18 protein-coding genes and 1 riboswitch are annotated in these 19,310 nt (G+C 63.0%); of the genes, 11 read left to right on the top strand and 7 right to left on the bottom strand.

The genetic code is table 11. From position 1 onward, the window contains the following. Window positions 1-50: 50 nt before the first annotated feature. Window positions 51-4,235, top strand: coding sequence for a molybdopterin-dependent oxidoreductase (locus ACFWEM_RS14120; protein ID WP_378534583.1), 4,185 nt, complete (start codon window positions 51-53; stop codon window positions 4,233-4,235). A gap of 6 nt (window positions 4,236-4,241) precedes the next feature. On the opposite strand, the gene ACFWEM_RS14115 is transcribed toward ACFWEM_RS14120, so the two are convergent. Further along, window positions 4,242-4,706, bottom strand: coding sequence for a tRNA (cytidine(34)-2'-O)-methyltransferase (locus ACFWEM_RS14115; protein WP_019747649.1), 465 nt, complete (start codon window positions 4,704-4,706; stop codon window positions 4,242-4,244). Window positions 4,707-4,841: 135 nt separating this feature from the next. Here ACFWEM_RS14115 and ACFWEM_RS14110 point away from each other — a divergent pair, with 135 nt between their 5' ends. Both ACFWEM_RS14110 and ACFWEM_RS14105 read left to right on the top strand, forming a co-directional pair. Continuing rightward, window positions 4,842-5,525 carry an excalibur calcium-binding domain-containing protein gene (locus tag ACFWEM_RS14110; protein ID WP_378534301.1) on the top strand — a complete coding sequence of 228 codons (684 nt, stop codon included), beginning with the start codon at window positions 4,842-4,844 and terminating at the stop codon, window positions 5,523-5,525. Between the two features lie 33 nt (window positions 5,526-5,558). Continuing rightward, the gene (locus ACFWEM_RS14105) at window positions 5,559-6,179 is read left to right on the top strand and encodes a pentapeptide repeat-containing protein (protein ID WP_003940770.1); all 621 of its coding nucleotides are present in this window, start codon (window positions 5,559-5,561) and stop codon (window positions 6,177-6,179) included. Between the two features lie 6 nt (window positions 6,180-6,185). Here the strand turns inward: ACFWEM_RS14105 and ACFWEM_RS14100 are convergent, their stop codons facing one another. Both ACFWEM_RS14100 and ACFWEM_RS14095 read right to left on the bottom strand, forming a co-directional pair. Beyond that, on the bottom strand, window positions 6,186-6,461 hold the full coding sequence (locus ACFWEM_RS14100) for a DUF1905 domain-containing protein (protein WP_347872009.1): 276 nt from the start codon (window positions 6,459-6,461) through the stop codon (window positions 6,186-6,188). Window positions 6,462-6,493: 32 nt separating this feature from the next. Next, window positions 6,494-7,006 (bottom strand): GNAT family N-acetyltransferase, encoded by a 513-nt coding sequence (locus ACFWEM_RS14095; protein WP_378534298.1) that lies wholly within the window; start codon window positions 7,004-7,006, stop codon window positions 6,494-6,496. 31 nt (window positions 7,007-7,037) lie between these two features. On the opposite strand from ACFWEM_RS14095, the gene ACFWEM_RS14090 reads away from it, so the two are divergent. Beyond that, window positions 7,038-7,895 carry a bifunctional methylenetetrahydrofolate dehydrogenase/methenyltetrahydrofolate cyclohydrolase gene (locus ACFWEM_RS14090; protein WP_378534296.1) on the top strand — a complete coding sequence of 286 codons (858 nt, stop codon included), beginning with the start codon at window positions 7,038-7,040 and terminating at the stop codon, window positions 7,893-7,895. Window positions 7,896-7,900: 5 nt separating this feature from the next. Further along, window positions 7,901-8,185 carry a DUF3017 domain-containing protein gene (locus ACFWEM_RS14085; RefSeq protein WP_230812347.1) on the top strand — a complete coding sequence of 95 codons (285 nt, stop codon included), beginning with the start codon at window positions 7,901-7,903 and terminating at the stop codon, window positions 8,183-8,185. 5 nt (window positions 8,186-8,190) lie between these two features. Here ACFWEM_RS14085 and ACFWEM_RS14080 read toward each other — a convergent pair whose 3' ends face one another. The 4 genes from ACFWEM_RS14080 to ACFWEM_RS14065 form a co-directional block, all read right to left on the bottom strand. Continuing rightward, window positions 8,191-8,766, bottom strand: a complete 576-nt coding sequence (locus tag ACFWEM_RS14080; protein WP_378534294.1) for a hypothetical protein — start codon at window positions 8,764-8,766, stop codon at window positions 8,191-8,193. Beyond that, window positions 8,766-10,595, bottom strand: a complete 1,830-nt coding sequence (locus tag ACFWEM_RS14075) for a DEAD/DEAH box helicase (protein ID WP_378534292.1) — start codon at window positions 10,593-10,595, stop codon at window positions 8,766-8,768. Before ACFWEM_RS14075 ends, ACFWEM_RS14080 begins: the two co-directional genes overlap by 1 nt. Before the next feature lie 118 nt (window positions 10,596-10,713). Then, entirely contained in the window at window positions 10,714-11,850 is a 1,137-nt protein-coding gene (locus ACFWEM_RS14070; RefSeq protein ID WP_378534290.1) for a homoserine O-acetyltransferase, read from the bottom strand. Next, window positions 11,847-13,172 carry a bifunctional o-acetylhomoserine/o-acetylserine sulfhydrylase gene (locus ACFWEM_RS14065; RefSeq protein ID WP_378534288.1) on the bottom strand — a complete coding sequence of 442 codons (1,326 nt, stop codon included), beginning with the start codon at window positions 13,170-13,172 and terminating at the stop codon, window positions 11,847-11,849. The genes ACFWEM_RS14070 and ACFWEM_RS14065 overlap by 4 nt, the downstream gene beginning before the upstream one ends. 143 nt (window positions 13,173-13,315) lie before the next feature. Then, a riboswitch (SAM riboswitch) is annotated at window positions 13,316-13,456 on the bottom strand. A gap of 305 nt (window positions 13,457-13,761) precedes the next feature. Here ACFWEM_RS14065 and ACFWEM_RS14060 point away from each other — a divergent pair. The 6 genes from ACFWEM_RS14060 (at window position 13,762) to trpS (ending at window position 19,306) form a co-directional block, all read left to right on the top strand. Continuing rightward, window positions 13,762-14,985 (top strand): NADP-dependent isocitrate dehydrogenase, encoded by a 1,224-nt coding sequence (locus ACFWEM_RS14060; protein ID WP_378447725.1) that lies wholly within the window; start codon window positions 13,762-13,764, stop codon window positions 14,983-14,985. Between the two features lie 199 nt (window positions 14,986-15,184). After that, window positions 15,185-16,324, top strand: coding sequence for an MFS transporter (locus tag ACFWEM_RS14055; RefSeq protein ID WP_378534581.1), 1,140 nt, complete (start codon window positions 15,185-15,187; stop codon window positions 16,322-16,324). A gap of 36 nt (window positions 16,325-16,360) precedes the next feature. Continuing rightward, window positions 16,361-17,206 carry an exodeoxyribonuclease III gene (locus ACFWEM_RS14050; protein ID WP_378534284.1) on the top strand — a complete coding sequence of 282 codons (846 nt, stop codon included), beginning with the start codon at window positions 16,361-16,363 and terminating at the stop codon, window positions 17,204-17,206. A gap of 8 nt (window positions 17,207-17,214) precedes the next feature. After that, a complete protein-coding gene (locus ACFWEM_RS14045) occupies window positions 17,215-17,751 on the top strand; it encodes a ribonuclease domain-containing protein (protein WP_378534282.1) in 537 nt (178 codons plus the stop codon). Continuing rightward, a complete protein-coding gene (locus tag ACFWEM_RS14040) occupies window positions 17,751-18,245 on the top strand; it encodes a barstar family protein (RefSeq protein WP_378534280.1) in 495 nt (164 codons plus the stop codon). Before ACFWEM_RS14045 ends, ACFWEM_RS14040 begins: the two co-directional genes overlap by 1 nt. Before the next feature lie 26 nt (window positions 18,246-18,271). Continuing rightward, window positions 18,272-19,306 carry a tryptophan--tRNA ligase gene (gene trpS / locus ACFWEM_RS14035; protein ID WP_378534278.1) on the top strand — a complete coding sequence of 345 codons (1,035 nt, stop codon included), beginning with the start codon at window positions 18,272-18,274 and terminating at the stop codon, window positions 19,304-19,306. The last annotated feature ends 4 nt before the right edge of the window (window positions 19,307-19,310 follow it).

The raw sequence follows: 19,310 nt of genomic DNA, 5'->3' as shown, positions 1-19,310 counted from the left end.
CCGAAGATGGAAGTCGACCTTGATCCTCGGTCGAAGGGATGCATGAATCGATGGGCGCTCAACTCACTACCACCAGTGTCGACACCCTCTGCGCGTACTGCGGGGTGGGCTGTGGACTTGTCCTCGACATCATCACCGATCCCGAGACCGGGCGTCGGAAGGCGGCGAAGTCGTTCGGCTCGAAGACACATCCCACCAATTTCGGACGTTTGTGCACCAAGGGCACCACGACGGCGGACATGCTCGCCGGCCCGGGGCGCATGGAATCTGCGTATCGGCGTCCGCACCGAGGTGAGGCGATCGAAGCTGCGGACATGAGCGCAGTCATCACCGAAACTGCCCACCGCCTGCGGGCAATCATCGACGAGCACGGCCCCGACGCATTTGCGTTGTACGTGTCCGGGCAGATGTCTCTCGAGGCCCAGTACCTGTCGAACAAACTGGCCAAGGGCTTCATCGGCACCAATCAGATCGAATCGAATTCCCGACTGTGCATGGCCAGTGCCGGCACCGGATACAAGCAATCGCTCGGGGCCGACGGACCGCCCGGTTCCTATCAGGACTTCGAACATGCCGACGTGTTCTTCGTGACCGGGGCCAACATGGCGGACTGCCATCCGATCCTCTTCCTTCGAATGCAGGAGCGGGTCAAGGCGGGCGCGAAGTTGATCGTCGTGGATCCTCGACGCAGCGCCACCGCAGACAAGGCGAACTTGTTCCTGCAGATCGCCCCCGGCACCGATCTCGCACTACTCAATGGACTTCTCCACCTACTCGTCGTGAACGGGCACACCGATCCGGACTTCATCGCCGAATTCACCGAAGGCTGGGAGGTGATGCCCAGCTTCCTCGCGGAGTACACACCGGAGAAGGTCAGCGAGATCACCGGCATCCCCGAAGTCGACATTCGCGCCGCAGCGCAATGGATCGGTGAGGCCGACAACTGGATGAGCTGTTGGACAATGGGTCTGAACCAGAGCACCCACGGCACGTGGAACACCAACGCCATCTGCAACCTTCATCTGGCGACCGGCGCGATCTGCACGCCTGGCAGCGGCCCGTTCTCGTTGACCGGTCAGCCGAACGCCATGGGTGGGCGTGAAATGGGCTACATGGGGCCAGGTTTGCCAGGTCAGCGTGCCGTGATGGTCGACGCCGATCGCGACTTCGTCGAGGAGCGATGGGGGATCCCGCAGGGTTCGCTGCGCACCGAAACCGGCGGTGGGACCATCGACCTGTTCTCCCGAATGGCGGCGGGTGAAATCAAGGCGTGCTGGATCATCTGCACCAATCCTGTTGCGACGGTGGCCAACCGCAAGACCGTCATCGACGGATTGGAGAAGGCTGACCTCGTCATCACCCAGGATGCTTTCTTGGGCACCGAGACCAACGAATACGCCGACGTCCTGCTGCCGGCGTCATTGTGGACAGAGTCCGACGGAGTGATGATCAACTCCGAACGCAACCTGACGCTCTTCCAACAGGCACTGGATCCGGTCGGGCAGGCGCTGCCTGATTGGCAGATCATCGCCCGAATCGCTTGCGAGATGGGCTATGCGGATGCATTCACCTACACCAGCGCCGAAGAGGTGTTCGAGGAGATCAAGCAGTTCTGGAATCCGAAGACCGGCTACGACTTACGCGGCGTCACCTACGAGCGCCTCCGCAGATCGCCGATCCAGTGGCCATGCCCGCCCGAGAGTAATCAAGACCGTCATCCCATCCGATACCTCAATGACGGTGTCAGTCAGAGGCTTCTGGTCCGAGAGGACGGCAGCACTCCGCGTCTCGCGTTCCCCACCGCCACGGGCCGTGCGATGTTCTTCGCCCGGCCACACATGCTTCCCGCCGAAATGCCCGACGACGACTACCCGTTCCTGCTCAACACCGGTCGTCTTGCGCACCAATGGCACACCATGACCAAGACCGGCAAGGTGGCCAAGCTGAACAAACTCAACCCCGGGCCATTTGTCGAGATCCATCCCGACGACGCCACACGCCTCGGCGTCGTCGACAAGGACGCGATCGAGGTCGCCTCACGCCGTGGCCGCGCAGTGCTCCCGGCCGTGGTCACCGACCGAGTGCGTCCGGGAAACTGCTTCGCACCGTTTCACTGGAACGACGCCTTCGGCGAGTACCTCTCGATCAACGCCGTCACCAACGACGCCATTGACCCTGCCTCCCAGCAACCGGAGTTCAAAGCCTGTGCCGTCACTATGACGAAGGTCGCCGTGAACACGCCTGAAACGGAGCTCGCCGAATCGCCGCGGGTGGCTCCCGTGGCGGATGATCGGGCGTCGTCGCGAACAGATGTCCTCGCTGATGTCATCGGTCAAACAGGAACACCCGCAGTGGTATTCGATCCGCTACAGCAGAGCTATCTGGCAGGTCTTCTCGCTGCGTTGCGTGCGGATGCCGATCGCACTCCCGGGGTGCCGACCTTGCCTCCGGCTGCACCCTTCGATGCCGAAAAGAGGATGTGGGTAGACGGTGTTTTGGCCGGCCTGTACTCACGGACCTCGCTCCCTGGCACTGACGGGCCCGCGTTGTCATCAGGTACGGAGATCGCCTCCGAGCGGGCGCCGATCGTCGTGCTCTGGGCATCGCAGACCGGAAACGCGGAGGAGTTTGCCGCCGCCTGCGCTGCTCGTCTCAGCGAAGTCGGCTTACCCGTGGTGATGCACGCAATGGACGAGTTCCCGGCTGCCGACCTGCCGGCCACCCGAGAGGTCCTGCTGATCACCAGTACCTCCGGTGACGGCGAATCCCCGGACAACGGCAGCGGTTTCTGGGATGCCCTGGCTGCTGACACAGCGCCTCGGATGGGCGAAACACGGTATGCAGTCATCGCTTTCGGTGACTCGAACTACGACGACTTCTGTGGACACGGCCGAAAACTCGACGCTCGCCTTGCTGAACTGGGAGCCAGTCGTATCGTCGATCGCGCCGACTGCGAGCCCGATTTCGAAGACACTGCTACTGGATGGCTTGATGCGGTCACGGCCGAACTTCAGAGCACGGAGGCTGGCAAGTCGACCGACGTCGTCGTTGCAATGAAGAACTCCGGCACAACTGCTGTGGCCGCGCCGATTTCACCGGCGATGTCGGCGCCGCTGCAGTTCAACAAGAAGGCGCCACTGACCACCGCTTTGACGCGCAATGTCGTGCTCAACCGGCCAGGCTCTTCCAAAGACGTGCGGCAGTTGGGTTTTCACCTTCCGGACGACACGGTCAGTTACGAAGCCGGCGACGCTCTCGGAGTCTGGCCGCGAAACAGCTCCCCGTTTGTCGACGAGTGGCTCACCCTTACCGGCCTCGACGGTGAGGAGGCCGTCGATCTGGGGCAGTACGGCGCGATGACCTTGCGTACCGCGTTGACGGAACGTCTGGAGATCACGCGAATCTCGAGCGACATGATTCGGTTTGTGCATCAACGAACTCGCGATGCGGACCTGGCCGAGTTGATGAAGCCGGAGAACATCTCCACGCTCAAAGACTGGTCGTGGGGACGACAGTCTGTCGACGTCCTTGCGCAGTCGCCGGTTCGTGCTTCGACCGACGAATGGCTCTCGTTACTCAAACCGCTTCAGCCGCGGTTGTATTCGATTTCTTCCAGTCCGAAAGAGAACCCACGCGAAGTGCAGTTGACGGTGTCCGCCGTCCGGTACAACGTCGCAGGCGTCCCTCGCCGTGGAGTCTGCTCGACGTATCTCGCAGATCACGCTGACGGTGACGACATCGGAATTTACGTGCAGAAGTCGACTCACTTCCGGCCTCCGTCCGATCCCGAGACCCCGATGATCATGGTCGGTCCGGGGACCGGCATCGCGCCGTTCCGCGCTTTCCTGCACGAGCGGCGGGCGTTGGGGCACACGGGTCCGAACTGGCTGTTCTTCGGGGAACAACATGCGGCGACCGACTTCTACTACCGCGAAGAAATCGAAGAATTGCGGAGAGACGGCTTTCTCACCGAACTCGACCTCGCATTTTCCCGGGATCAAGCCGACAAGGTCTACGTGCAGGACCGGATGCGCGAACGGGGTGCGCTGCTGTGGGAGTGGCTGCAGAAGGGCGCACACTTCTACGTGTGCGGCGATGCCAACAGGATGGCCAAGGACGTCGACAACGCCCTCAACGGGGTGGTCGCTCAGCACGGAAAACTGGCCCCTCGTAGTGCCGAGGCGTATGTGAAGGCTCTTTCGGCGGAGAAGCGATACGTCCGAGACGTCTACTGACGTCGATCAGACGGCGCCCTTGAACCCGTGCTGACGCCAGGCCTCGTACGTCACCAGGGCAGCAGCGTTGGACAGGTTGAGGGACCGGCGTCCGGGAAGCATCGGGATACGCAGACGCTCGGTGATGTGTTCGTCCGCCAGCACTTCCTCGGACAATCCGGTGGGTTCGGGCCCGAACAGCAGGACATCCCCGGGTTGGTAGGCGATATCGGCATACGACGTGGTCGCGTGTGCGGTGAAGGCGAACACGCGAGCGGGGGTGACGGCTTCCCAGGCAGCGGCCAGGTTTTCGTGGACCGTGACAGTCGCCAGATCGTGGTAGTCCAAGCCTGCGCGCTTGAGTTTCGGCTCCGACAAGTCGAACCCGAGAGGGCCGACCAGGTGGAGTTCGCAACCGGTACCTGCGACCATGCGGATCGCGTTTCCGGTGTTGGGTGGGATGCGGGGCTCGTGGAACATCACTCGGAACACTCGAGGAACTGTACCGGGCGGCATCTCGGTGCCCGCGTTTGCGAGAAGAGCGGCCGAAAAGTGTGGGCGAATTGGTAACAAACCGGCCAGTCCGTGCGAACCTATTCCCGGCACTCTTCTCAGAACGGACTTTTCATGAACCCTCCCGCCGGTTGGAACCCCGACCCCTTCGACCCCACGATCGACCGTTACTGGGACGGTCAGCAGTGGACCGCACAGACACGGCCCAAGGGCGTCGAAGCACCTACTCAAGCATTCGGTACTCCGACGCAGGTTTTCGGTGCACCAGGATCGGCGGCGCCGGACGCAAACGCCGAAGAAGGAAGCAAGCGGCGGAAGTGGCCGTGGATCGCCGGCGCAGCAGTCGTGGGACTGGTGGCCATCGCTGCGGCGACGGGGGCGGGCAAGTCGGAGGAATCGACGACGCCTGCCGCGACCTCTTCGACGACAGCTGCAGCGACGACAACCAAGAGCACTGTCCCGTCGACGACAAAGACCACAACGTCGTCCGCCCCGCCGACCACGACTACAGCGACGACGCTGCCGACCACGACAACCACCGTGGCAATCGTGCCGCTGGTGCCGCAGGTCCCGGCGATCACGACAACGCCGTACGTTCCGCCTGCCCCGGCCTACACGCCCCCGAAGACAACAGAACCGGCGTACGTTCCACCGCCGGCCAAGGTGCCTGACGCGGGGGTGTCTTACGCCAACTGTGCAGCCGTGCGAGCGGCCGGTGCAGCGCCGATCTACCGAGGCGATCCGGGCTATTCGTCCAAGCTCGATCGCGACGGTGACGGCGTGGCCTGCGAGACCTAGGCGGTCGAGACGGTGTCGGTGCGGCGGGGCAGTATGGACGGCATGCTCCCCGAAGAATCCGACGACGTCGTCGGCGAAGACTATTCAGACGCGCGGCTGGCCGGGCAGAAGTGGCGTCAGCGCACTTTCACCAATTGCAATTTCCGAGACGCCGACCTCACCGGACTCACGACAGAGTCGGTGGTGTTCACGGATTGTGATTTCACCGGCACCGATCTGGGGGAGTCCGTACATACGGGAACGGCGTTCCGCTCCTGCAATTTTGCGCGGACCAGCCTGTGGCACAGCACGTTCCGGAACTGCAGTCTGCTCGGGTCGACGTTCGACGGTTGCCGCATCCGGCCGTTGACGCTCGACGAAGTCGACTTCTCGTTGACCTCACTCGGCGGAGCGGACCTGAGGAAGATCGACTTCACCTCATGCCGCTTCCGAGAAGCGAACCTGGTTCGGGCCGACATGCGGGGCGCGGTGCTGGCGTCCGCGGATCTGTCCGGTGCTCGCACGGGTGGACTCAAACTCGAAGGTGCAGACCTGCGCGGTGCGCGGATCGATCCGAGCCTGTGGACATCCGCATCCGTCGGAAACGCACAGATCGAGTTGATGCAGGCGGTGGCGTACGCGTCGGCGCACGGTCTTGTCGTCGACATGAAGTAGTGACGCCTAGCTCTGCAAGCGCTCCTCGAGGCGCACGGTCACCCGCTCGCCCGTGTCCTTGCCGATGGCTTTGCGCAGATCGGCTTTGACCGGCAGCTTGTGGTTGCCGTCTCCCAACGCCATGAACGAACTCTGGAACGGATGTCCGTCGATCGTCCCGCGCACCTTGACCAGGCCGCGGGTGCCGAAGAACTCGGCGGACTCCGGCCAGATCACATAAGTCCACCCGCCCTTGGCGTCGCTCTTCTGCAGGGTGGCCGTGAATTCCTTGTCCAGCAACATGATGTCGGTCCTTTCGAGCTCGTCCCAATCGATCAGCGGATGAATTCCCGAGCAAGGAGATCCATCAACAGTCCGTCCTTCCACACACCGTGGCGATCTCGCGAGTACTCGCGCATCACTCCGACGTCCTTGAATCCCACAGATCGGTAGCACGCGATGGCGACGGAGTTGTCGACCTCGGGGTCGATGACAAGACGGTGGAATGTGAGGTCGTCGATCAGATGGGCGCACAGCACCCGTATCGATTCGCGACCGAACCCTTGGCCGTGGAAGTCGGGATCGAGAAACAAGTCGAGCCCGGCGTGGCGGAAGTCGGGGTTGTCCTCAGCTTCGTACCACTGGATGAAGCCGATCAGTTGGTCGCCGTAGAGAATGCTGTAGCGGGTGGTGCCGGCCTCCGGTGCCGCAGGCCAGTCGTCGTCGGGATTTTGCCACCACTGCACGACGTCCGGGTGCAGGTGAATTGCCCGCAGACGGGCGTGATGATCGGGCACGAGCGGGGAGAGGACCACTCTCGGGCCGCGTAGTTCCGGAGCCGTTGTCACTCATCGACCCTAACCTGGAACAATGGTCGCCGTGACTGCAACGATCCTCGACGGCAAAGCTACCCGCGACGAAATCTTCGAAGACCTGAAGGTGCGGGTGAGCGCTCTGAAGGCAGAGGGCATCACGCCCGGCCTGGGCACCATCCTGGTAGGCGACGACCCCGGATCCGCTGCTTACGTGCGCGGCAAGCACAACGACTGCGCCAAGGTCGGTATCAATTCTTTGCGACGCGACCTGCCTGCCGACATCACGCAGGAGCAGCTCAACGCGACGATCGACGAGCTCAACGCCAATCCCGAGTGCACCGGCTACATCGTGCAGTTGCCCCTTCCCAAGCACCTCGACGAGAACGCGGCCCTCGAGCGCATCGACCCTGACAAGGATGCCGACGGCTTGCATCCGGTCAACCTCGGGCGACTGGTGTTGGGCAAGGAAGCGCCCCTTCCGTGCACCCCGCGTGGAATCCTGCATCTCCTGCGCCGTTACGAGGTGCCGATTGCCGGCGCACACGTGGTGGTCGTCGGACGCGGTGTCACGGTCGGTCGCCCGATCGGACTGTTGCTGACGCGTCGTAGCGAGAACGCCACGGTCACGCTCTGCCACACCGGTACCCGTGATCTCGCAGCCGAGGTTCGTCGCGCCGACATCATCGTCGCCGCCGCCGGCGTTCCCGGTCTCATCATCGCCGACATGGTCAAGCCCGGAGCAGCGGTCCTCGATGTCGGCGTCAGTCGCACCGACGACGGTCTGCGCGGCGACGTCGCAGTCGACGTCAACGAGGTTGCCGGGTTCGTCTCACCCAACCCCGGTGGTGTCGGGCCGCTGACCCGCGCGTTCCTGATCACCAACGTGGTCGAGCGCGCCGAGCGGGTTCTGGCCGGAGTCTGAGTCCGATGTCCTCACTGGTCGGCCTCGCGAAGAAGAATCTGCCCATGCTCGCGGTCCTTGCCGTGATCGCGGCAGCTGTTGTTCTCGTGTTGGCCGACCGGTGGCGCCGCGGCGCTCTCGTCTTCGGTGTTGCCGTCATCATCGGTGCTGCCGCGCGGTGGTTCGTTCCCGAGAATCGTGTGGGGTTGCTTGCCGTGCGTGGGAGGGTTTTCGACACTGCGGCGATGGGCGTCATGGGAGCGTTGATCGCGACGCTTGCCCTGACCATCGATCCGCTCGGTACCGACTGAGAAGGTCAGTCCCCGTAGAACGAGCGGATGTCGATGTCGCTCAAAGGGATCCACTCCGGTGACTGTGCGGATGCCGACTTCTTTCCGGCCTTGTCCGGTACGCTTCGCAGCGTAACTGCGAGGACCGGTTCCTCGTCGATTCGCCCGGCCAGGGCGTAGATCGCGGCGAGATGGTGAACGCACGGCGAGCGTCGACCTGAGCAGTCGCAGCTGGCAATGCACTCCGAAAGATCAACGGCTACTGCGATATTTCGAGACAGTAGTTCGGTGACGACGCTGTCCGGTAGTTCGCCGGTGGAGACGGATCTGTTGGCCTTTCCCGCCGAGCGGAGAAGGCTCTTCACTGCAGCGATTTCGGATTTGGTCCACAGCGGGACACCAATCGTCACCGACGAGGTTTTTGCTTTGGTGCTCACCTCGGCGACGACGGTCCCCGATGAGACCACGGTGAATTCCACCGACCCGTTGCGTGCGAGGGCACGAGCCGTCGGCAGGGACGGGTTCGGACCGGATGCCGCGGTCCGTTCCACCGTGCGCAGCCACGCCCGACCCCAAGCGGTGACACCGAATTCGTTGGCCATCAGATGATCACCGCGCCGTCGAGTTCGAGAAGTTCACGCAATTCGGTGTCGGGAAGATCCGCCAGGGCGGCCTCCACGTTGCCGGAAACAGCATCGGCTACAGCTCGTTTCGACTCGTGCATCGCTGCGATGTGATCCTCCACGGTTCCGCCCGTCACCAAGGTGTGGACGTTGACGGTGCGCTTCTGGCCGATGCGGTGTGCCCGGTCGGTTGCCTGATCTTCGACGGCTGGGTTCCACCACCGGTCGTAGTGCACGACGTGACTCGCGCGAGTGAGGTTGAGGCCGAAGCCGGCGGCGCGCAGGCTCAGAATCAGAACCGGCGGGGAATCCGCGTCGTTCTGAAACGCGTCGACCATCCCGTCTCGCTTGTCGGTGTTGAGGCCACCGTGAAGGAAAGGCACGGCACCGATTCCTAATTCGGATCCCAGGTGCCGGGAGAGCATCTCGCCCATCGTCCGGTACTGCGTGAATATCAGCGCGCGATCGCCGTCGTCGACGATCTCGGCGATCATTTCCGTTGCGCGGTCGAGCTTTCCGGATCTTCCGTCAAGGTCGTCCGTATCGCCGGTCACCTGTGCGGGGTGATTGCATACCTGTTTGAGGGTGGTCAGCAGCGCAAGGATGTTGCCGCGTCGGGCAATTCCCGTGCCCAATCCGGTGTCGAAAGCATCGGCAACTGCCGACCGATAGATCCGCGCCTGTTCCGATGTCAGAGTGCACGAGATGGTGGAGAACTGCTTGGGCGGAAGATCCTTGGCCACTGTGTCTTTGGTTCTGCGCAGAATGAAAGGATCGATGACCGCGGCAAGCCTGGTCGCCGCAGTGGCGGATCGACCGGATTCGATCGGGACGGCGAAGCGTTGACGAAAACGCGCGCGAGTTCCGAGGACTTCGGGATTGGCGACGCGAAAGAGTGACCACAATTCGTCGAGGCGGTTCTCCACCGGCGTGCCGGTCATCGCCACCTTGATGTCGGCCGACAACCGCATTGCCGCTTTCGCAGCGAGGGAAGACGGGTTCTTGATCTGCTGCGCCTCGTCGAAGATCACCGAACTCCAGTGGATCGGGGTCAATTGGGCCGTGTCGGAACGCAAGACGCTGTAGCTGGTCAGAACAGTGGTGCCGGCGGGGATACGAGTGGGAAGTGCGCGAGCAGTCCCGTGATGAACATGCAGTGGTAGATGCGGAGCGAATCGCTCGACCTCGCGGCGCCAGTTTCCGATCACCGAGGTGGGACACACAACCAGATGCGGACCGTCGTCGGCGCGGATCGCGATCATCGAAATCGCTTGCAGTGTCTTACCCAAACCCATCTCGTCGGCCAAGATCCCACCGCCCGAACCCGACAGCGCCGTCAGCCAGGCAACTCCCTGCATTTGATACGGGCGCAGAGTCGCCTGAATCTTTGCTCGGCGAAGGCTGTCCAGGGCTGTACTCGCATCCGTGAACAACCGCACCGTGGACCGGGCGCTTCGGATCTTCGTGTCGTCGCCGTCGATCGCCGCATGCGCCGCGGTCGGAATGTCATGCGCGCCGGTCTCGATGACGCGCTTCCATGCGAGCAACGACGGTCCGAGGTCGCCGCGACCTGCATCGAGGTTGTGGAAGGCGTCGATCGCGGCTGTGAGGTCGAGCAGTTGCGCTTCGACGTCGGTTGCTGTGATCGACTCGTCGACCGGGATCGCAAGCCTGCACACGCCCGGCGACCCGGTCGGCATCCCCAGTGCCGACAGTCGCGCTGCCGGGTCTGCGTCACCCCAGAACGCGAAGGACATGTGCTCGGGAATGTACGTAGCCTGCAGGCGCGTCGAGCATGGCTGATTCACGTTCGCCGATGCTAGCCGCGCCGGTTCACGTTCGCCAATGAAAATGTCGGGAAAACCCGCAGATCAGCTGTGGTTTTCCCGACATTGACGAATTCTGAAAATGTGGCTCTGTGCCGGATCAGCGAGCCGTGCGTGCGAACTCCATCGTTCGGCGAAGCAGTCCGGCGACGGCGTCCGCCTCCGTCAGGAAGCCGTCGTGGCCGTCCTTGGACTTGAGAATCTCGAGGCCGCTGCACGTGGAAATTCCGTCGGCGATCTCCTCCTGCAAACGGAGGGGATACAGCCGATCCGAATCCACGCCGCCCACGACGACCGGTGCCGTGATCGATGCCAACGCCGCTGCAACGCCGCCGCGTCCTCGGCCGATGTCGTGCCGGTTCATGGCTTCGGTCAGGAGGACGTACGTGCTCGGGTCGAAGCGGTCGACCAGCTTGTCCGCCTGGTGTTCCAGGTAACTCTGCACAGCGTATCGTCCACCGTTCCACGGGTTTTCGTCGTTCTGGGCGGAGTTCTCGAAGCGCGCATCCAGTTCGGACTCGGTGCGGTACGTCAGGTGCGCGATGCGGCGAGCGATGCCGAGTCCGGCGCGAGGTGCCCGGCCCGATCCGTGGTAGTCACCGCCTTGCCACTCGGGATCGGAGACGATGGCAGCGATCTGCGTCGTCTGGGTGCCGATCTGATCGGCGGTGGCCCGTGAACCGGTTGCGAGAACCAACGCGGAGCGAATGCTGTCCGGGTAGGTAACTGCCCATTCGAGGGTGCGCATGCCGCCCATGGATCCGCCGACCACAGAGGCCAATTGGTCGATCCCGAGGAGATCGACGAGCTTCTTCTCCGCCGCGATCTGATCCCGGATGGATATCTCCGGGAACCTGCTGCCCCACGGCTTGCCGTCGTCGGCCAGTGAACTGGGACCGGTCGTGCCGCGACAGCCACCGAGGACATTTGTTGCGATGACGCACCATTCGCCGGTGTCGATCGGTTCGCCGGGGCCGACCATACCGTTCCACCAGCCGGGGGAGGGCTGATTTGCGGAGATCGGACCGGTGACGTGTGAGTCTCCGGTCAGTGCGTGCTCGACGAGTACGACGTTGTCGCGGTTCGGGGACAGCTCACCCCACCGCTGAACGGCGAGCGAAACGGATGGGAGTACCGCGCCGCTTTCGAGTTCCAGGGCGCCGATGTCGACGAACCCCACCTGGCCGTCGGGCGGGGGCAGGAGGTCGATCCTGGGCTCCAATTCGTTCACGGTCACGAGTTTGCCACCGCAGCCAGGCCGACGGTGAGATCGGCGAGGATGTCGTCGATTCCTTCGATGCCGACCGCGAGGCGGACGAGCCCGGGCGTGACGCCCGAAGCGAGCTGCTCTTCGGGGGTGAGCTGCGAGTGCGTCGTCGACGCGGGGTGGATGACGAGTGAGCGAACGTCACCGATGTTGGCGACGTGGCTGTGCAGTGTCAGGGCGTTGACGAACTTCTTTCCCGCATCGATCCCGCCGGGCAGCTCGAAGGTGACGATGGCGCCGGTGCCCTTGGGCGTCAGCTTCTTTCCACGTTCGAACCACGGTGAGGAGGGGAGTCCCGCGTAGGAGACGGAGGCCACCTCGCCGTGGCCGTCGAGGAACTCGGCGACCTTCTGCGCATTGGATACGTGGCGCTCGATGCGCAGGCTCAAGGTCTCGATGCCCTGCGCGATGAGGAACGCGTTGAACGGTGCCACGGCGGAGCCGAGATCGCGCAGCAGTTGGACGCGCGCCTTGAGTGCAAACGCCGGCGCGCCGAGGTCCGCGAAGGTGACGCCGTGGTAGCTGGGATCCGGGGTGGTGAAGTTGGTGTGGCGACCCTGCGTCCAGTCGAAGGTGCCACCGTCGACGATGACGCCGGCGATCGCGGTGCCGTGTCCACCTAGGTATTTGGTGGCGGAGTGAACGACGATGTCGGCGCCGTGCTCGAGTGGGCGGAGCAGGTACGGCGTCGCCACGGTGTTGTCCACGATCAACGGAAGACCGTTCTCGTGGGCCAGCGACGAGATGCCAGGTAGATCGAGGATGTGGTTCTTGGGATTGGCGATCGTTTCGCCGTAGAACGCCTTCGTGTTCGGGCGAATGGCCTCGCGCCACTGGTCGATATCGTCGGGATCTTCGACGAACGTGACTTCGATGCCCAGCTTACGAAGTGTGTAATGCAGGAGGTTGTACGTGCCGCCGTACAGGTACGGGCTCGAGACGATGTGATCGCCGGCCTCGGCGATGTTGAGGATCGCGATGGTCTCGGCAGCCTGACCCGAGGACAGGAGGAGTGCGGCGACTCCGCCTTCCAGGGCGGCGATCCGCTGCTCGACGGCGTCCTGCGTCGGATTCATGATTCGCGTGTAGATGTTGCCCGGCTCGGCCAGGCCGAACAGTGCGGCAGCGTGATCGGTGCTGTCGAAGACGTAGCTGGTGGTCTGGTAGATCGGCAGAGCGCGCGCATTGGTGGCGGTGTCCGCTGTCTGCCCGGCGTGCACCTGCTTGGTCTCGAACGACCAGTTCGCGGTCGGATCCGAAGCTGCTGCGGCGTCGGCTGTGTTGTCGGTCATGATTTGTTCACTCCAGTGGTCTGACGGATAGATGTCGGACGGGGGCGAATGATCGCCGCCCCGTGCTGGGGTCTATCTACAAGTGCGACACATACTGAAATACCTCCGTGGGGCTCGGCCCGGTCTGGGGTCCGTCCCTGTCGGACCCGCGCTTGTCACCCGAATTGCGGTGGAACTGCGTGAGCAGATCCACGTCGGGAAACCTGGTCATCACCCGGGGCACCCCACCGCGGTTGGAGGGTTGCCGTCCAGCGAGCCGGGGCTTGACGCTGGCACTCATGACCAAGTCGGATTCTACCGGGAAGTGAGCGCAGTCCTGACATGGGGCGAAATGTGAGCCGCAACCGCACGCGAGGCAGAGCGACGCAGCCCACTAGCAGGCAAAAGTTACTCGCGAGTAGAGACCGATGGGTGGACCTGCCGGTTGCGGCCTCACGGGTTAGCAGTACGCTTGTCTTGTTTGGGACTCATCTCCCGAGATCAGTCCACACCGTCTAGGTTTGATAATCGAACCGTTCGCGGACCCACTCACAAAGTGTGACCGCAACCGTGTAACCAGGGAAACTTCCTAGGAGGACGCGAAGCACCCATGTCCAAAATCAAGGTTGAGGGCACCGTCGTCGAACTCGACGGCGATGAGATGACGCGCATTATCTGGCAGTTCATCAAAGACAAGTTGATCCATCCGTATCTCGATGTGAACCTCGAGTACTACGACCTCGGTATCGAGTACCGCGACGAGACCGACGACCAGGTCACCATCGACGCAGCGCACGCGATCCAGAAGCACGGCGTCGGCGTCAAATGCGCCACGATCACGCCGGACGAGGCACGTGTCGAGGAATTCGGTCTCAAGAAGATGTGGCGTTCCCCGAACGGAACGATCCGCAACATTCTCGGCGGCACGATCTTCCGCGCACCGATCATCATCTCCAACGTTCCGCGACTCGTTCCGGGCTGGACCAAGCCGATCATCATCGGCCGTCACGCATTCGGCGACCAGTACCGCGCCACAGACTTCAAGGTGCCCGGCCCCGGCAAGGTGATGATCACCTACACGCCCGAGGACGGCAGCGCACCGATCGAGCACGAACTGGTCAACTTCCCCGAGAATGGCGGCATCGTTCAGGGGCAGTACAACTTCAACGATTCCATCCGTGACTTCGCTCGCGCGTCGCTCACCTATGGTCTGCAGCAGAACTACCCGGTGTACCTGTCCACCAAGAACACCATTCTCAAGGCGTACGACGGTGCCTTCAAGGACATCTTCCAGCACATCTACGAGACCGAGTTCAAGGCTGAGTTCGATGCCGCAGGTCTGACCTACGAGCACCGCCTCATCGACGACATGGTCGCTTCCGCACTCAAGTGGGAGGGCGGCTACGTCTGGGCATGCAAGAACTACGACGGTGACGTCCAGTCCGACACCGTGGCCCAGGGCTTCGGCTCGCTCGGCCTCATGACGTCGGTTCTGCTGACACCGGACGGACGGACCTGTGAGGCAGAGGCTGCTCACGGCACCGTGACGCGTCACTACCGTCAGCACCAGCAGGGCAAGCCCACCTCGACCAACCCGATCGCGTCCATCTTCGCGTGGACCCGCGGGCTCGAGCACCGTGGCAAGCTCGACAGCACTCCTGAGGTCATCGGCTTCGCGCAGGCGCTCGAAGACGTTGTCATCAAGACCGTCGAAAGCGGCCAGATGACCAAGGACCTCTCGATGCTGGTCGGCGGAGATCAGGGCTACCTGACCACCGAGGAGTTCCTCGGCGCACTCGACGTGAACCTGCAGAAGGCCATGGCCGCGAAGTAGATTCACCGCTTCACCTTTCGAATGGGACGTCCGGGAAACCGGGCGTCCCATTTGTGTTCGCGGTCTCACGTGAGTGAACTCACCCGCTCTCACTTGGAAGTTCAACCAGGTGTGAGATCACAATTGATCAGTGACTTCGTCTACCCTCTCCCGTTCTGACGCCTCGACACCCGGGGTTCGTTCCGCCAGAGGTCCGGCGATGCTCGCTCTCGCCCTCGGCGGTTTCGGTATCGGCACCACCGAGTTCGTCGCCATGGGACTGCTCCCGGAAATGGCATCCGGGCTCGGTGTCTCGGAACCCATCGCAGGCCACGTGATCTCCGCGTACGCGCTCGGGGTTGTCGTCGGCGCTCCGCTGATCGCTGCTCTCACCGCCCGGGTACCGCGCCGCACACTGTTGATCGCGCTCATGGTCGCCTTCACCGTCGGCAATGCCGCCTCGGTTTTCGCTCCCTCGTACACGACGCTGATGATGGCTCGCTTCGTCGCCGGATTGCCGCACGGCGCGTACTTCGGAGTCGCCGCGTTGGTCGCAGCTCACCTGGCCGAACCCGGAAAACGCGCCAAGGCCGTGGCGATGGTCATGATGGGTCTTTCCGTGGCCAACGTGATCGGGGTACCGGTCGCCGCCTGGATCGGTCAGGCACTCGGCTGGCGCAGCGCCTTCGCTTTGGTCGCCGTGATCGGGGTGGCAACCGTTGCTTCGCTCTTCGTCTGGATTCCGCGTTTGGACGGCATGCCGGTGACGAATCCGATCACCGAACTCGGAGCGCTGGGCCGCGTCCAGGTGTGGATGACGCTGATCGTGGGCATGGTCGGGTTCGGCGGCATGTTTGCCGTCTACACCTACATCAGTACGACGCTCACCGACGTGTCCGGGCTCGGCGCTTCGTTCATTCCCCTGGCACTCATGCTCTACGGACTGGGCATGGTGGCCGGCAACTTCGTCGGCGGATACCTCGCGGATCGTGCCCTGATGAAGGGCCTGTTCTTGTCGATGGGATCCCTCGTGGTGATCCTCGCGGTCTTCGTGATCGCTGTGCGCAATCCCTACACGGCACTGATCTTCATCTTCCTCATCGGTCTCGCGGGGTCCTCGATGGTTCCAGGTCTGCAGACACGGCTGATGGACGTCGCCGAGGACGCTCAGACCCTGGCTGCTTCCCTCAATCACGCCGCGCTGAACATCGCCAACGCCTTCGGAGCGTGGATCGGCGGCGTCGTGATCGCGGCCGGTTACGGGTACACGGCGCCCGCGGCAGTGGGGTCTTTGCTGGCGGTCGCGGGTCTTGCCGTGCTGGCGATTGCAGTGATTCTGCAGCGTAGGGCCGTACGCTGACCTGGGCGCCGATCCACGTCGGTGGAATCGGCTACGGTGCTTGCCGTGCCACAAACTGCTGACTCCCACATTCTTGCTCCCCACACCATCACGTCCGTGAACGTCAACGGCGTTCGAGCAGCGGCCCGCAAGGGCATGCTCGACTGGCTGGAGAAGACGTCGGCGGATTTCATCTGCCTTCAGGAAACGCGTGCGTCGGACGATCAGCTTCGTGAGACCCTCGAGCCAGCGCTCGGCAACGGATGGTTCCTGGTCTCGGCCGAGCCGTCCGCGAAGGGACGCAACGGAGTCGCGGTGCTCTCACGCACCGAACCCGACGCGGTGCGGATCGGTCACGGAGACGACGAATTTCTCGAAGCCGGTCGATACATCGAAGCCGACTTCGGGGATCTGACCGTCGCGAGCCTGTACCTGCCGTCCGGTGAGGCGCTCACACCGAAGCAGGAGGAGAAGGAACGGTTCCTGGCGTCCTTCGCAGTTCACCTCGCCTCCACCGCCGCAGCGGCCGAGTCGGCCGATCGCCACGTGGTGGTCAGCGGCGATTGGAACATCGCGCACACCGAACTCGACCTCAAGAACTGGAAGACCAACAAGAAGTCTTCGGGATTCCTCCCGGAGGAGCGCGCATGGATGGACCTTCTGTTCGCCGACGATTCCGCGTGGGTGGACGTCTTCCGCACCCTTCACCCTGGTGTCGATGGTCCTTATTCGTGGTGGTCGTACCGCGGCAAGGCATTCGACAACGACTCGGGGTGGCGTATCGATTACCAGGTTGCCACCCGCGGCTACGCCGAGCGGGCCAAGGTTGCCCTCGTGGAACGCGCTGAGTCCTACGACCTTCGTTGGTCGGATCACGCACCTGTCACCGTCTCGTACCGGTAGGAACGCGCATGCCTGAAGGTCTGAAGATGCCGAGCGCAAAAACCCGCAACGCCATCATCACCGTCGTCGTTGCCGTGGTGGCGCTTGTGCTGGCGGTGACGCTTTCTTCACGCGACTCCGACAGTTCGGCGTCGTCGGTCACCAAGTCCTCGAGCGTTCAGTCCTCGAGTGTTCAAGCCAAGCCTGGCGCCACCACCAAGGCTGCGCCGTCGAGTTCTGCGCCGTCGAGTTCCGCTGCCAAGTCAACGCAGCAGGCAAACAGCGATGCGCCGGCGCGAGTTCTCGCCACGCTCGTGGAGATCGACGCCGGGAGGTGGCCGGATTCCGCCAACGCGCCGGGAACCAAGGGCGGCATCACCTTCCGCAACAGCGAGGGGCGTCTGCCTGCTGTCGGGGCGGGTGGTGGACGTGTCGTCTATCAGGAATGGGACGTCAACGCGAAGAAGAACGGCCAAGGCCGCGACGCCGAGCGAATCGTCACCGGCAACGACGGTTCGGCCTGGTACACCCTCGATCACTACGACACGTTTGTGAGGATTCGCTGATGTCCGACTCGTCTACGGTCAGCGTGGCGCAGTGGCTGGATCCGTCTTCGGATGTCGCTTCGGTGGCGCTGCGCGGCGAGCAAGCGGTCGCGGATGATCTTGCGCGTGAACTCCGTGGCGAGAATTTTGTCGTTCGGGTGGTTCGTGGCGAGAACATGCGGACCACGTCGCAGGTCTTCGACGAGTTCGCGGCGGCCTTCCAGTTTCCGTCCCACTTCGGGCGAAACAAGGATGCTTTCGACGACGTCATGCGCGATCTCGACGACGTACTCGGATTGGGCGCCGGATATGTAGTTGTGATCCGAGGTGCGGGTTCTCTACTGTCCGAGCAACAGGATCAGTTGGAGTGGTTCCGCGAAACGATGGACTTCTACACCGAAGAATGGGAACCCGTCGTTTTTCGGACCGTCTACCAGTTCGGTGAAGACGACCTGAGCGCCCCCGGTGAAGACCTCGTCGAACTCGACTACCCGGGCACCACGCCACCGCACTGATTTCCACTCGTGAAAAGATCGGAACCATGTCGACCCCTGCAGAACAGAAGCCCACCGCAAAGCCTCGCGTGCTTTCCGGAATCCAGCCGACGTCGGATTCTTTCCACCTCGGCAACTACCTGGGTGCGCTGCAGCAGTGGGTTCCGTTGCAGGACGATTTCGACGCGTTCTACTTCATTCCGGATCTTCACGCCATCACGGTGACGCAGGACCCGAAGGAACTGCGTCGTCGCACCAAGGTTGCGGTGGCTCAACTTCTGGCGCTGGGTATCGATCCCGATCGGGCGACGCTGTTCGTGCAGAGTCAGGTTCCCGAGCACGCGCAGTTGGCGTGGGTCCTGAATTGCATCACCGGTTTCGGTGAAGCCAGCCGTATGACGCAGTTCAAGGACAAGTCCGCCAAGCAAGGCAGCGACAACGCCAGTGTCGGTTTGTTCACGTATCCGGTTCTGATGGCCGCGGACATCCTCCTGTACCGCCCGCAGCGAGTCCCGGTGGGTGAGGATCAGCGCCAGCACCTCGAACTCGCGCGCGATCTGGCCGGCCGGTTCAACACCCGCTACGGCAAGGCGTTCGTCGTTCCCGAGCCGCAGATCATCAAGGGCACGGCAAAGATCTACGACCTGCAGGATCCGACCGCGAAGATGAGCAAGTCCGCTGCCAGTGCGGCCGGGCTGATCAATCTGCTCGACGATCCGAAGGTGTCGGCGAAGAAGATCAAGTCGGCCGTCACCGACAACGAGCGCGAGATTCGCTTCGACCCCCAGGCCAAGCCCGGTGTCAGCAACCTGCTCACCATTCAGTCGGCTCTCTCCGGAATACCGATCGAGACTCTGGTGGCCGGTTACGAAGGCAAAGGGTATGGCGACCTCAAAACCGATACCGCTGATGTCCTGACCGAGTTCGTCACCCCGCTCAAAGCGAAGGTGGACGGTTACCTCGCAGACGAGGCGGAGCTGGATCGCATCATCGCGGCCGGAGCGCACCGCGCCCGCGAAGTGTCTTCACGCACTCTCGCCGCTGTCTATGACAAGGTCGGATTCCTGGCACCGAAGGGCTGACCGA

The sequence above is a fragment of the Rhodococcus sp. NPDC060176 genome, assembly GCF_042728675.1.
Classification (GTDB): Bacteria; Actinomycetota; Actinomycetes; order Mycobacteriales; family Mycobacteriaceae; genus Rhodococcus_F.
The sequence above is the reverse complement of the archived record's forward strand: the minus strand, read 5'-3'. Positions and strand labels throughout refer to the sequence as shown.

Excerpts from the sequence above, each read along its gene's own strand:
- ACFWEM_RS14040 (WP_378534280.1), top strand. The coding sequence starts at position 17,751 with ATGTCCGACTCGTCTACGGTCAGCGTGGCGCAGTGGCTGGATCCGTCT.
- ACFWEM_RS14045 (WP_378534282.1), top strand. The coding sequence starts at position 17,215 with ATGCCTGAAGGTCTGAAGATGCCGAGCGCAAAAACCCGCAACGCCATC.
- ACFWEM_RS14085 (WP_230812347.1), top strand. The coding sequence starts at position 7,901 with ATGTCCTCACTGGTCGGCCTCGCGAAGAAGAATCTGCCCATGCTCGCG.
- trpS (WP_378534278.1), top strand. The coding sequence starts at position 18,272 with ATGTCGACCCCTGCAGAACAGAAGCCCACCGCAAAGCCTCGCGTGCTT.
- ACFWEM_RS14060 (WP_378447725.1), top strand. The coding sequence starts at position 13,762 with ATGTCCAAAATCAAGGTTGAGGGCACCGTCGTCGAACTCGACGGCGAT.
- ACFWEM_RS14100 (WP_347872009.1), bottom strand. The coding sequence starts at position 6,461 with ATGTTGCTGGACAAGGAATTCACGGCCACCCTGCAGAAGAGCGACGCC.
- ACFWEM_RS14110 (WP_378534301.1), top strand. The coding sequence starts at position 4,842 with ATGAACCCTCCCGCCGGTTGGAACCCCGACCCCTTCGACCCCACGATC.
- ACFWEM_RS14055 (WP_378534581.1), top strand. The coding sequence starts at position 15,185 with ATGCTCGCTCTCGCCCTCGGCGGTTTCGGTATCGGCACCACCGAGTTC.
- ACFWEM_RS14065 (WP_378534288.1), bottom strand. The coding sequence starts at position 13,172 with ATGACCGACAACACAGCCGACGCCGCAGCAGCTTCGGATCCGACCGCG.
- ACFWEM_RS14080 (WP_378534294.1), bottom strand. The coding sequence starts at position 8,766 with ATGGCCAACGAATTCGGTGTCACCGCTTGGGGTCGGGCGTGGCTGCGC.
- ACFWEM_RS14120 (WP_378534583.1), top strand. The coding sequence starts at position 51 with ATGGGCGCTCAACTCACTACCACCAGTGTCGACACCCTCTGCGCGTAC.
- ACFWEM_RS14105 (WP_003940770.1), top strand. The coding sequence starts at position 5,559 with ATGGACGGCATGCTCCCCGAAGAATCCGACGACGTCGTCGGCGAAGAC.